Origin of the sequence: Candidatus Profftia tarda (genome assembly GCF_904848675.1) — a bacterium.
Lineage (GTDB): Bacteria > Pseudomonadota > Gammaproteobacteria > Enterobacterales > Enterobacteriaceae > Profftia > Profftia tarda.
On sequence record NZ_LR890047.1, the window covers coordinates 636,113 to 651,330 of the forward strand.

A 15,218-nucleotide genomic window follows, 5' to 3' on the forward strand; every position below is an offset into this window, starting at 1 on the left:
ATATCTAATAATACAAAACAAAAGGGATAAAAATGAAAAAAAATGTATATGATTTTATATTATTAATATCTGTGATAGCTATTGCTTCCTGTAGTTCACATAAAAATAATGATGATGATCAATCAATTATAAATTCTGGTAAAATTATAGAAAAAGGGAGTAATAACATTTCATATCTAGAAGATGATATCGTTCAAATACAAAAATTACAGAAAAATAATATTATTTACTTTGGTCTAGATAAATACGATATATGCTCTAACTCCACCCGTGTATTAACTTCGTATGCTTCTTTCCTACATAAACATCCATCTTACAGATTAACTGTGGAAGGTCATGCTGATGAGCGTGGAACTCCGGAGTATAACATATCTTTGGGAGAACGTCGTGCCAATGCAGTCAAGATGTATTTGCAAGGTAATGGGATTCTCAGCGAGAAGATATCTATAATTTCTTACGGAAAAGAAAAACCAGCGCTAATAGGGCATGATGAAATTGCATACAGTAAAAATCGTCGTGCTGTACTATTGCTGATTTCTGATTAACGGAGAATTTTATGAGTAGTCAACTTAGGTTACATTTGTTGATTCTATTATTATGTAGTGCAATAACAGTTGAGGGGGCTGCTATTGCACAAGCCCCAATTAGTAGCTATTCCTCAATAGATCAGCGAATTGCTTCACTTGAGTACACTACTAATGCTCAAGGTCAATTTTTTTCTCAACTACAGAAACAAGTTTCAGATAATCAGCACGACATTGATTTGCTTCGTGGTCAAATTCAAGAAAATAAACATAAGTTAAATCAAGTCCTTGAACGCCAACAATATACCTATTCACACTTGGAAAGATATTGTAATTTACAAAAAAAAATTGCAGATAATAATTCTAATTCTTCCTCTATACCGAATGATAATCATAAATTTTTTCGGTCTTTATCATCAGCTAAAAAAAGCTACGACGACGACATAAAAATAGCTTATAATGATGCGATAGATCTCGTCATGGTTCAGGAAAAAAAAGATCAGGCGATTGCTTCTCTACTAAATTTTGTTAAAAAATATCCTAATTCAGCCTATCAGCCAAATGCTAATTATTGGATAGGCCAATTATTCTATAATAAAGGTAAAAAAGAGCAGTCAGCATATTATTTTGCATTAGTAGTTAAAAACTATCCTAAATCTTTAAAAGCACCTCAAGCCATGTATAAAATTGGTATTATTATGCAAGAAACAGGAAAATCCGATAAAGCCTATGCAGTATATAATAAGCTTATCAAGCAGTACCCACAGAGTGATTCTGCAAAGCAGGCAGAAAAACGTATAGCGAGACTATAATATTATCTTTTCACTCCAGAAATAGACAACATATATAATTCATATGATTTTATTACGCATGCTAAATGCAATAAATTAAAAGGATTATTATAATTTTAGTTGTGTTGTTCTGGAAAATAAGTACACTAAGTACTAGCTAACTAAAAAAGATATAGATATAGTCATTTAGGATTTTAAAGGGGGGTCGTTAGCTCAGTCGGTAGAGCAGTTGACTTTTAATCAATTGGTCGCAGGTTCGAATCCCGCACGACCCATCATATTTTAATGCTATTTATTGTTTAGGATCATATAAAATATGATCACCATTTATGTTTTATAAATAGAGTAAATTTATAATCATAATTTATAATCATATGTATACCTACAATAGTTTTTGTATATTGCCCTTTACCCAAATTTCATTTAACGATAGTAAATCCCAGGAGCATATACAATATCTTATAAACTTATAGAACTATAATATATATAGATAATATTATCTGTTACATCATAGCATGATTGCTATAAATGTAATGCATTGTCTAACTTTAGGTCTTACAAGTAACATTATTATATTCACACCATGCTTAACACTTATAATATGTATCTAAATCATGTTGTCTATGTATGTTGAAAAAAGAATATTATTAAGTTGATGTCTTCTGACAAGTTTCTAAATAATAATAGTTTATATAGTAAGATACCCGAATAAGTAAAAGGAAGTATTCTTTAGTAAGAAAATTTTGCTCGGTCTTATAATATTATAATCACAATATAGAAATAATCTGCATCAATAAAATTGATGGTTATTCCTAGACATCCTATTGTGAACTATCCAAAAATAGCTTTGGAGATTTAATATTATTAAATCTGCTCTTTAAGGGCTTTATAAGCATTAGGAGTTTAAAAAGCGCAAAAATAAGAGAAATATTTGCTAAAATTAAATTAATGCAAAAATTTTTATTTTTTATGAAAATATTTTGGTTATGTTAATTTATATTAACGTCAATTTTCTTCCTTAAGAAATAAACTATTTAAATAGTCATTAAAGAAATATATTATATTATTATTTTAGGTCTTACAGTAATATTGATATATTTTAAGATGGCTGTGAGTAGCACAGTGGTTATATTAGTTTAAAATACTTTGATAACAAAATAACATTTCGGGTGTTCAATTATCTTAATATTTCTTATGCCAAAATAATTTTTACCATAAAATTTATCATTATGAATCATACACCCCTCTCAGAAAAATTTCATATATCAACTCTGAAGAACAGTGATTTTAAAACTGCTGTTAATATTGAGCGCGCCAGTCAAGCGTTTCCATGGACTGAAAAGACTTTTCTCAGTAATCGCGGCAAATACTATCACAATTTAAAGCTAGAATATGGAGGAACACTTGTTGCTTTTGCAATTACACAAGTAGTTTGTAATGAAGCTACTCTATTTAATATTGCTATTACGCCATCTAAGAAACGTAAAGGATTAGCGCGGGAATTGCTAAAATATTTAATTAATGACCTGAATAAAAAAGAAATTTTAATCTTATGGCTAGAAGTTAGGCACTCTAACTACGCAGCTATAGCGCTTTATGAATCATTAGAGTTTCATAAAGTTTCAGTACGTTATGATTATTACCAAACTCTTACTGGTCGTGAGAATGCAATTATTATGGCTCTTTCCTTATATTAGTATAAAATTAATATTTTGATTTCAAGTATTATATATTGATATATTTATTTTAGTGATAGGCTAATGAGATAAAAGAAAATATTTCAAGGATTTTTAATATTAAAAATTGGTATTACATAAGATTCTTATAGATCTTTACGGTTTTATTGATTATTACTTTGATATGAGGCAATGAATAAAAGATAATAAATATATGCTACTTTTCATAAACAGCATTTGAGCGTATGCGTTCTAGAAATCAAGAGTACTATAAGAAAAATGATAAGTATATAATATATGCGATCAAGAATAGTAAGCTATTTTATTATTAGGGCGTCTAATTAAACAGAGTTATATTTTAATAAACTATAAACTTCTAATAATATCAATATTTATTTAAATTGAATGCATTAAAAGTTAATTGTTTCTTGGTATTATAGAGCCAGGATAATCTTTCCGTACCGCTATTTTATTAGCTAAATTACATGCTATTTATGATAATATTAACTATCATGATTTTTGAATTATTGCCCTCAAATTTATTTAATTAACTTACTTGATCCAGATATCTTTAACTTATTCTAGATAAGGTTTATTCTGTAGATAATTTATCATCCACAGAAAAGATATCTGAGGGAATCAAGATGTATAATCGCAATTTTAAGAAGATATGATAAAAATAGCTTTATTTATCTTATGTAACTATAAGTATTTAATAAATAAATTCATTCGTTAGAATTAGAAATATTTAAAATATAGCTCCTATATATAATCAGTGATTATTAGTATGATTACAATATAAGAAATATTTATAATAAATACTATATATTCATCATTTATTCATTGAAATAGTATGTACAGCATTTCTTTCAAAAAATGCATCTTATCATATCTATTTGAATTATATTAGGTAACTCTATAGACATATATAAATGATTATTCTAAGGAAATAGCAAATATAAATTCATCCCGACACATCCACATCACCATCCTGGTGATTACTTATTCTGCCCCAACGATATTTCATTGGATGCATCGTTATTAATATTAATTGCATCATGTTGATTAGTAAATAATTTTCTTACAGGGGTAAACATGTTAAAATTATAAAAAAATAGCAAAAAATTATATTTTCTAGCTAATAGAATGTGTGTTGCTAGAATAATACAATATCAAATAGAATGTGCCTAATAGTAGATAAACTAATCATGAGTTATCTGGTTAATGAGTATACTATTGCAGAAAATTATGAAATTATTATTTTTTAATTCAATATTAAAATTTTTATTGAATATCACCGTAATAACATTACTTGATATTATAAATAATATTAGATAAGATAGTAAACTACTAACTATTAGACGAGATTAAATAATTTGCAAGAAAAGTATATAAATATTAAGTAAGCACATGACGAACTTACTAAATCCTTAAATACAAAACTCTTATGTTTATGAGTAACATTATATTTAATAATAAGCTATTTAATATAATTATAGGATATTACGGTCAAAGATATGGCAGAGCATGATTGAATCGACTAGGATATTGGATATAGATATTTATAATATGACGTATTTATTAAGGTTATTATCAAAAATAAAAGTATATCTATGCAGGGAATTTTGCAAAGCAATTGAGTCTTGTGTTAAGCAACCCAGATCAAACCTGTTAATCATCTCTTATTATATATCTCTCCTTTAATATAGAAAAATAGAAATATTATATCAAACACCTCCAGATATCAACAAAGATTCAGGCATGACCGTTTTTACAAAAACTATATGAAAGCTTTTGTAAAATACGCCATGCATGTATTTAATTAGTCAAAGTATTGAATAATTGGTTTAATTATTTAGACATATTGATTAAATGACACAATCTGAGCCTGAAAACCTGCTATTATAACATATAAGTCATGTTTACTATTACAGTAAAAAATCTTCTAGAGACTGACCTTGCTCTTCTATAGCTTGTTTAATAGTTGTAGGAGTACGCCCTTGACCCGTCCAAGTTTTAGTTTCGTTATTTTTATTGATATATTGATACTTAGCCGGCCGTGTAAGACGTTTTGATTTACTAGGTACCTTGCAATCACTCATACTTTGTAGTAGTTCGTTAGGGTCAATGCCATCTGCGATAAGCATTTCACGATATTGTTGTAATTTGCGTGTGCGATCTTCGATTTCTGCTTGAGCTTGGTTTTCTTCTGCACGACGTTCTTGCACTACCACTTCTAACTTCTCCAACATTTCTTCCAGAGTTTCTAAAATACATTCTCTAGCTTGCGCACGAAGAGTGCGTATGTTATTCAGAATCTTTAACGCTTCGCTCATTTGTTTTAATCTCAAATTAAATTGTTATAGCACATTTAAAGATAATAGAGTGCGAGTATATTTAACGCAATACTGAATCTTATGATATTCAAAATATTTTATAAAATATTAAAATAATTACTCTTTTAAATACTGATATCAATATATAAATTATCTTCTCGCGAAGATAGCAGAAGTAAATTATTTCTACAAGCACTATATTAAGAGGCTTTTAAATATATACAAGAAATTACATATAATTATATATTATACAAATAATATTTCTTTGCAATAAAATATATCTAAAAGAGAAAATCACTATATAAACTAACCTCAGCTAGAAGTCTTGATAATTGTTTAATTAAGATAGTATCACAACCTTAATATGAAAGATAACTTAAAAAATAAAAGAATAGTATATCAAACTTTTAATAATATGCATCCAAATTTAAATGATTTTAATCATAATTTTTTAAAATAATTTAGAAAATATATTTTCTAGTACAAAGCAAAATAAAAATTTTTTACTACCGATTAGAGAAAAATATTTTATTTAACAAACTTAATTATTTATTATTTAATAAATTAATGGTAACTAAAAATATCATCTTATTATCATAAGCGTATGATAGTTATATTGTATATTATAATTGTTCTTGTGTTTCACGTGCTGATCATGGTTAATATATAACCTCTAGCGCAGATAGCCTTAAATCTTTTTGTGCAATACAGAGTGGTATTAACATTATTTATCAATAATTAAGAAGCTGAAGACGATAAAATAAAAAGGCTAAACAGCCTGTATTTACTATTGGGAATACTATTATAAAATAGTATAAACAGGAGAAAGATAGGATACTTAATATAAAATAATATTAACAAATAGATATTATTAAGTATTCTATTGTAGATACTAGATGTAGCTTAGCATACAATAAATACGTCAAATATATCTATAAAAGTATTAGCAAGATACATAAATAATCTCAAGTAATAGATAAACCAGAGTAAACTGAGAAAAAGATATAGTACAATTACTTTCTTAGATATTGATCAATGCTACCATGAGTGCATAACAAAACTATTATTACTCTATTACTCTATTACTCTATCTCAATCATAAACACACTAGCTAATAGATTAAATCTATAGCATACTGGTAATTTTTATGACCTAACTATGCGAATCAGTAAGTATATTATAATCAAGAGATATGACATAATAAACAATTTACATGTATAATGACATTCTTGATTAGATCAACTACTGCATATACTGTATATAAAAAACTTAGAGTCGTGAATCTATGGTTATAAGTAGCATACTGAGCTAAATAGTTTTTCATTGAAGATGCGGATAGGTATTCTGATGTTATTCTTATGATATCTATAAATAAGGTTATATTCTTGTCATTATCTATTATTAATAATAGAATACAGGATTATTTTTGCGTAAGAAATTTCATATTAATTTCTTTTATTTACTTCGCCTTTATAATCAAGACATTTATTCTGTTTTGTGAAGAATGATGTTTATTAATTTAATAAAGATTTTTTCAAAAAATAATTAGATAAACATTTTCTTGTATATTAATTTTTATAAGGATACAAGAACATAAAGGGATCACCATAATAAAAAATAGTTTTAAATAGTTATTTAAGATCTGATAATATAAAATATAAATAGCATTAGTAGATAGAACACATGCGAACCATACCATGAATATAGCATAGTTATTTATGATTCTTTAATAAAGCGAGAAGAAGTATCTACTAATGATTTAATAGTATTTTGCTATCATCTTTATCGGGGCGTCCTCAATTAACTTATGAGAATATTGACCTATTACTGATTAGTTTTTAGTCATGAAAATCTATGTAAAAGAGCATAATAGCATTACTTATGTTATTATACTATATTTGCCGAAGATCATTAATATTAAAAATAATAAATAAAAATATTAACATATAGTAATCCTATATGCTGATTAGAAGAATAAAATTCTAAGTAGAGCAATCTAGCGTCTAAAAATTCATGAAGAGGGATAAGATTAGTATTTATAATATATTAATTTTTGAGAACAAATCACATACTAATAAAACTGATTATATAACGAGAACATCAATATAAACGTATATCTAAGTATAATTCACTTTGCTCTTTTAGGTAGTATACCTAGTTTTATAAGTCAAGCAGAATACATAAAAGATTAATTTTTTAAATATTTTGATCCAATCTTTTGTAAAATATATCTTATAGAGGAACTTCATTCTTTTTTGCATCATATTATTAAATATTAGTTATAATTTTATCAAAAAAATATTTATTAAGGCAAGTGCTATAGCATAAATAAATTAATATAAATATATTATATTTTTAGTCTAAAAGAATAAAACTATATGACCTTCGATCAATTAATAGTAAATAAAAATTATGACCTAATCAAATCTAAACTGATGCAACTACTAGTAATAATGAGAAGAACTGGATAAGTCTGTTAAGACAATAATATTATTGTGCTAGGGCATGCCTTATTTAGATAGTCTACACTTATTTTTAGGTAGATATATTATTGAGAAGTTACCATAGATAACTTTAATACCTGCTGCTTATCAGGTATAGAGTCCTACTTGCAAACAATATGTAACTACTATGATGTGTAAATATATAAAAAGAACTTTTCCATATGTTAAAATAAATAACACTGCAACAGTATTAAGTGCAAGAAATTTGCCTATATTTTTCTAGTACTCTTGTAAATACATTTTATGTATCCCTATTAGTCAATGATATTATATCAAGGATTGCTTTTTCATATTTTATGTATTTCGATGATTTTAACAAGACTAAGCACTGATATAGATCAGTTACAAAATTAAAATAATTGCATATTTCAATGATTTTAAAATTAATCTGAAAGTAAATTAAAAATGATCTGATAGCAGTTACTATGCATAACAGAATCTTTGTATAGTACCGATAAATAATATTGCTGAAATAATATTGCATTTAGAAATATAAATAATCTTATATTCATAGGATTTAGAGCTATGCTATAAAGTCATAAGTAATTTTAAAATTATAAAACTGGAATTTATAAAAAATAAAAATATTTTCGTAAAATAATCATGAAGAAATATCAAGAATATAAATCTAAGAGAAGCAAGATATAATCTTGCTTCTCTTTTAATTAACAGTTGTAGAATAAAAATAAACAACTTACTTTAAGAATTATTTTATTTAATTGATTAATAAAATTCTTATTAGAACACTATCCTTTAAAATATTAATCACTCTTAAGATGCTGCCTCAGCAAAGATCTTCTCAATTTTTTAATAGATCTTAATTCATTAATACTAAATGTTTTGTTCTACCTTGTTTATCAGAGGAGTGCCTGATGAGTAATTTCAGAATAAGATAGCTCTAGTCCGTAATTAGCTTTTTTAAAAGCTTATTCTAAGATAAATCATTCAATATATTGCTGAGTAATCTGTGCTTGCTGAGCTTATAAATAAATTTATGGTATTTGTCAAAATAAGTTGTGTACTTTCATGATGAAAGCTAATGTTATTAGCGATTAATTCATGAAAAAATAATATGTAAAATATATCAGACTAGTCCTGACTAATGCATTCTCATCCAAAGACATAGATATATTTTTTATAACGGATTAGGAGGCTAAATATTACATTAGCGCTGTTCTTTATATTTTTCTCTGTTACACAATTCACAATTTACTTAAGACTTATTTGATCTAGCTTATACAAACAACTTGTAAAATACAAAAATTTTTTTAAATTAGACGTTCCCTGAGAATCTCGAAATATTAAGCATAGTTATTAATATATAATCCTTGTATTCTTTATGAAGAACACAAGGGCTTGTAAATATTACAAATCAATTATAAAACGAAATAATCTTTTGTTGAAGTAAAGATTGTTCAGGAGTTACTTGTAATTTTTAGGAGTATCACTGGCAAAAGATCAATATGCAAGTTTTTATTAGTTCATTTAGTAAATATTTTTAAATATTTTAAATATTTGATTTCCTACTTCCTATAGGTGCTAAAAAATTTGTACCCTTGATTCGCTATAATACTGTGCTGTACAAGATAATTTTATTATTGTTATATTGTTAATGAAAAACTAATTCATATATAAGATGCTTATAAAGCTAATACGTAAGCAATAATATCCTGAGTATTTTTAAGTCTTTCTCGCTTGATTAGAAAATTATTAATATATAAACAAATCTCACATAATTTCAAAAATATAATTCAGAAGTGTAAATATACCTGATAGGTACTTATTTTTATCCTCATTGATCGACTAATAAAATAAGCTCTGTATATAAGTACTAAATAATTTAATACATATATCAGTGAATCAACTTTATGTTATAGTCTATTTTCTTATCTCTTAATTCGTGTACTTCCTCGATACTTTGAAGTTAATAATAACTAGGAAATAAACATATTAAGTCACTAGGTCTATTCTTATATTAATGTACTGTTCAGTTCCTGATCTTATTATTTTTATACAGAACAAGTACACACAGCACAAAAGAAGCTAGTTACATATGATGACAACAAAGGTGCCTAATATCTCTAATATTTAAACAGTATCTTAAAATATTAGTAACGTACATGGTAGTTAAATCCATAGCATCATAGCATATGCTATGGAACAGGAAGCTAAAATAGAATTTGTACTATAAGTCAGACAGCTTATATATGATCAAAACATGATCATAATAGCAAAATAATATTTATCTTATAATAACACGTATATTTTGTCCTACAGTTAAAATTTTTTAATTAAAACATTTAGTAGGATATCTTTATTAAGCAATACAAATTGTCTAACTTTAATGTATTGTTTATTAAAAATAAAATTACATTTTTAAAAACTTTTAGAAATATCAGAATAATTTCAACAGGAAGATCATGATTAAGTTTGGTATTGTAATGGATCCCATTAATTCTATTAATATCCAAAAAGATACTAGTTTTGCGATGTTATTAGAAGCTCAAAAGCATGGCTATGAACTACACTATATGGAAATGAATGATCTATATATGTATAGAGGCGCAGGATGTGCAAGGACTAGATTACTTAAAGTCAAAGAAGATCAAGAAAGCTGGTATTCTTTTTACGGTGAACAGGATATTGAACTGTCTGAACTAGATGTCATCTTAGCCCGCAAGGATCCTCCTTGTGATTCTGAGTTTATATACGCTACTCACATCCTAGAGCGTGCTGAAGACCAAGGTACACTGATAGTAAATAAGCCACAGAGTATACGTGACTGCAATGAAAAGCTGTTTATCTCGTATTTTCCAGATATCATCACAGATACTTTAGTTACGCGTCAAGCGAAACAGATACGTGAATTTTATGATAAACATGGAGATATTATTCTAAAACCTTTAGATGGCATGGGTGGCAAGTTAGTTTTCCGAGTGAAAAAAAAAGATTTTAATCTATCCGTAATTATTGAAACCCTAACTGGGTATGGTACTCGTTTCTGTATAGCGCAAAAATTCTTGTCGGAGATTAAATACGGTGATAAACGAGTTCTAGTAGTTGATGGAGAACCAGTTCCATACTGTTTAGCACGTATTCCTAAGAAGGGTGAATCCCGTGGAAATTTAACTGCTGGTGGTCGTGGTGAAGCTCGTCCACTAACTGAAAGTGATTGGGCTATTGCACGAAAAGTAGCTCCAATATTAAAAGAGAAAGGTCTGCTCTTTGTTGGTTTGGACATCATAGGAGATCATCTCACAGAGATTAATATTACTAGCCCAACCTGTGCTCGTGAAATTGAGGCAGCATTCTCTAATATATCTGTGACAGGCATGCTGATAAATGCAATTCAGCGCAGAATTAAGAAGTAATAATATGATTAATTTTATTATGACTGCTTGTTGCATCTATTTATTATGCGAATCTAATGAGCTTCACATCAATAGAACTTTAAATTTATTATAGAATAATTATTCTAATAGCTCCCTCTTGTATAAAACTCAAGGAAAATTGCAATAACTTATTTAATTATTTCTAATAATAAAGTTCTGAATACTTCTTAGAAAACGAGCAATAATATGAATAGATATGATCATCTTATGAGGTCTTATTGACAATAGTATATCATTAATCTTATTTAGGACTCCTATTTTTGTAATACCCGTTCTACTACTTATTGTTGCAAGGAATTATTGTATTAGACCTTTCCTAAAGCATGCAAAAGTCATCAATAACTATAGTCTTCAAGAAATTAAGCTCTTGTTAACTTTTTATGTGTTTATTTTATTTAGAAAACTGTAAATTTCTTGAGTAAGATGAAGTATTAAGAATGGAGAAAAAATTTTATTTAGGATTGATAGTAATAACCTAGCTAGCTTCTATAACAAGAATAGTATTCTCTATATAAATAATTATTTTAGCCATTCTTATAATTCAGATAAAATGTTAAAGTAAAAATAACTAAGAAATAATTTTAAGCAAGCATATGCTAATAACGCTAACTCTGTTCTTAAATTCCTTGATGAATTGACGAAAAAGATAATCTGCGCAATGATCTCGTTATAAGCAAAATAAATAATCATAGCATGAAGAAATGTGATTACTCAGTCTTGAGACAAAGTAATAAATAGTCGAAAATTCAAGAAGAATATCACTATATTTTCCACATTAAGATTAATATCTTTTCATCTCTTTCTACATATCAAAAAATTTATGTGGCTCTAGCAATAGCTATTTATTATTGTTTATACATCAATAAATTCTAAGTTATATCAGAAGATTAATAATCTCACATGATCAGATTGATTATACTAGATGTACAAACGCAATTATATTTTCCTATATAAATTAAATTTTTTAGTACTTGCAAGCATTTTATATTTTTAATGATACATTTATTTCATCTTTATAATGATTGAAAAGAGCTTGCAGAAAGCCATATGAAGTGCTAGTCATTACTTGATAAAGCCTTTGACTGCAAGGTAATAAATTATATCAGTATATAATATATCATGTAAGATAATAGAGAAGAGAATTCAATAAAAGTAGTCTTTAATATTTTTATTATTCTGTATAAAAAATAATTTAGTTTCATATATTGTTCTATTAAGAAAGTATTATAGTGGCCTTCTGTAGTCAGCTCTGCTGAATAAGAAGATTTCATTATACATAATTTTATTTCTCCGCAATAACTGGTTTTATTACTTAATAATATAATTTTAGCACTTGGTAGTTAAGTAACTCTAGTTCTGACTCTGACTATGACTCTAATAAAAATAATTTTTTACATATTTTAGATATTTAGCGTCTAATTTAAAGCATGCATTTAAAATACATAAGCTAGTTTTAACAAGATTAGAAGAAAGCAATACGTACAATACAGTATCTTGGTTAATGAATAATATACTTATTAAAACTTTCTTATTTTTGGAGATGTTTAAATATCATGCATGGCATTCAAACTAGTGTCTTCTATCCCTATCTATATTTATTTGACAAATAGTATAAAGCAGAGGAGATAAGAATAAGATTACTGATATTTCATAAGAACATATAATTATTTCTGCTCTTATCTAGAAAAACCACTAACATGTTATTTGATATTTTATATTTCTACAAATGAACTATAATTCTCCTCATAACCACAGGATAAGCATAATTTAGCTAGAAATATCAATTTTAAATTATCTCTACTGAGATAATTTAAAATTGATATTCATATAATAGCCATAAAATATCTATTAGAGAAACAACTCTAGTAAAGAATTGAAGAAAAACTTACCGTGCTTAGTTATTTGCCACGACTCATCAGTCTCTATAATATAATTGTATGCTATTGCATGATCTATCTGTTCTCTAATAACTTCTTCTCCAAGTCCTGTATAAAGCTGAAACTCTAATCTTGGCATTGGTTCAAGCAACCTGAAACGGTTCATGAAAAATTCGAATGGGCGATTATTACTGTCCACTGGATCCTGTTTATGCAAATAACGTCCTTGCATATATCCACGAGGATGGCGTGTTTTTACAGTGCGTAGAATATAAGAATTTTCAAAAGTTATTTTACCATGCGAACCGCACCCAATACCAAGATAATCTCCAAAGCGCCAATAATTTAGATTGTGATCACATTGGTAGCCTGATTTGGCGTATGCCGATATTTCATACTGTTGATAACCAGCAGCACTTAAAAGCGCATCTCCGTTCTGTAAAATATTCCATATAGTATCTTCATTTGGTAATTGTGGAGGCCTTGAAGCGAGCAGCGTATTAGCCTCAATAGTTAGTTGATACCAAGATAAATGAGGAGGATTATTAAGCTCAATAGCCTGTCGTAAATCTTCTATAGCTTCTTCCAAGGACTGGTTTAGTAAGCCATACATAAGATCAAGGTTAAAACTGCGCAGTCCTCGTCCTTGAGCCAGCAATAAAGCTCTAATTGAGTCTTCTGGGCTATGCATGCAACCTAACGTTTTTAAATGATCTTTGTTAAAGCTTTGAACGCCAATAGAAATACGGTTAATACCAGCACTCTGGTAAGAACTTAAGCGATCGGGTGCCATAGTTCCTGGATTAGCCTCCATTGTTACTTCAGCATTTACAGCCAATGGTAATCGCATGCGTATGCCATTCATTAAACGATGCATACTTTTTACACTGAGTAAACTAGGAGTACCACCACCAATAAAAATTGTACTAATTTCACGTCCAGAAGTGAATGATAAATCGTTATCTAAATCAGCCAGTAAATGGTTGACGTATTCTATGGATGGAATATCATCTTTTGCAAGATGAACATTGAAATCACAGTATGGACATCTTTGTAAGCACCATGGGAAGTGTATATAAAGGCTGAGTGGAGGTAGCTTAAACATTGCATATCATTTCTAGTAAAATCTTTAATGCTTGACCACGATGTGAAATTGAATTTTTCTGATCTCCAGTTAGCTCAGCAATAGAACATCCTAATTCAGTAATTTTGAAGATAGAATCATAGCCAAAACCTCCTTCTCCTGATGGCTTAAGGCTAATTTCACCTGACATGCTACCATGACATACTAGTGGTACTGGGCTTTTTGCATGGCTTAAGTAGACTAGAACGCAGTGAAATTTAGCTTGACGCTTACCTTCTGGAACATCTTTAAGTGCCTCCAAAAGCTTGTCAACATTTTGGCGATCACTAACTTTTTTAAGACCAGCATAACGTGCAGATTGTATTCCTGGAGCTCCACCAAGCGCATCTACAGATAAACCAGAGTCGTCTGCAATTGCAGGTAACCCGGTACTTTCCGCAGCATGTCGTGCTTTAATAATCGAGTTCTCTATAAACGTGAGACCTGTCTCTTCGATATACTTCACATCCAATTCAGTCTGAGTCACACAGTCTAAACTTAGATTAGCTAGTAGACTTTTTAACTCACGTGCTTTGCCTAAACTTGTAGTTGCCAATACAATTTTTTGCATGAAAACCTTAATGTATTTAAATAGATATTTTTAAATGATAGTAACGGAAATAATAAATAACTAAACTTACAAAAATTTATATTTTACATCTTAGAATAATTTTGCATGTATCTAGCTAAAAAATAAATATTGTTTTATACAAATTATTATCTAAGTACTTCCTAAAAATTCTTTTCTAAGAAACAATAAAATTGTAAAAGAACATTGCAAAAATCAAAGTTATTGATAAATTTTGAGTTTTTAAAAACTTAATTTGATACACACATATTTTAAGATCTTTAGGCAATTCTGATGTTGTATAAATTTATTATTATTACATACTTATAGATTTCATACTAGTTATAAATAATACTTTTCACTGTATACTAAAATTCTAAAAAGGTTTAGGTTATTCTATTTTATATTTATGTCTTTATTAGATAAT

At 27.7% G+C, this 15,218-nt stretch carries 7 protein-coding genes and 1 tRNA gene; 5 read left to right on the forward strand and 3 right to left on the reverse strand.

Annotated elements, in window-relative coordinates; genetic code table 11:
* The first annotated feature begins 26 nt into the window (after positions 1-26).
* The 4 genes from pal to rimI all read left to right on the forward strand — a co-directional run bounded on the left by pal (position 27) and on the right by rimI (position 3,012).
* A complete protein-coding gene (pal, locus tag KTT71_RS01610; protein ID WP_216782742.1) occupies positions 27-545 on the forward strand; it encodes a peptidoglycan-associated lipoprotein Pal in 519 nt (172 codons plus the stop codon).
* Between the two features lie 11 nt (positions 546-556).
* Complete coding sequence (ybgF, locus tag KTT71_RS01615) at positions 557-1,336, forward strand: tol-pal system protein YbgF (RefSeq protein WP_216782138.1); 780 nt, start codon at positions 557-559, stop codon at positions 1,334-1,336.
* A gap of 181 nt (positions 1,337-1,517) precedes the next feature.
* Positions 1,518-1,590 (forward strand) — tRNA-Lys (locus KTT71_RS01620).
* 954 nt (positions 1,591-2,544) lie between these two features.
* On the forward strand, positions 2,545-3,012 hold the full coding sequence (gene rimI / locus KTT71_RS01625) for a ribosomal protein S18-alanine N-acetyltransferase (protein WP_216782139.1): 468 nt from the start codon (positions 2,545-2,547) through the stop codon (positions 3,010-3,012).
* Between the two features lie 1,907 nt (positions 3,013-4,919).
* Here rimI and hns read toward each other — a convergent pair.
* Positions 4,920-5,327 carry a histone-like nucleoid-structuring protein H-NS gene (gene hns, locus KTT71_RS01630; protein ID WP_216782140.1) on the reverse strand — a complete coding sequence of 136 codons (408 nt, stop codon included), beginning with the start codon at positions 5,325-5,327 and terminating at the stop codon, positions 4,920-4,922.
* 4,924 nt (positions 5,328-10,251) lie between these two features.
* Here hns and gshB point away from each other — a divergent pair.
* Entirely contained in the window at positions 10,252-11,202 is a 951-nt protein-coding gene (gene gshB / locus KTT71_RS01635; RefSeq protein WP_216782141.1) for a glutathione synthase, read from the forward strand.
* Positions 11,203-13,071: 1,869 nt separating this feature from the next.
* Here the strand turns inward: gshB and hemW are convergent.
* Positions 13,072-14,205: a radical SAM family heme chaperone HemW gene (gene hemW, locus KTT71_RS01640; RefSeq protein ID WP_216782142.1), complete on the reverse strand. Its 1,134-nt coding sequence runs from the start codon at positions 14,203-14,205 to the stop codon at positions 13,072-13,074.
* Positions 14,198-14,794, reverse strand: coding sequence for an RdgB/HAM1 family non-canonical purine NTP pyrophosphatase (rdgB, locus tag KTT71_RS01645; RefSeq protein WP_216782143.1), 597 nt, complete (start codon positions 14,792-14,794; stop codon positions 14,198-14,200). Before rdgB ends, hemW begins: the two co-directional genes overlap by 8 nt.
* Positions 14,795-15,218 lie beyond the last annotated feature (424 nt).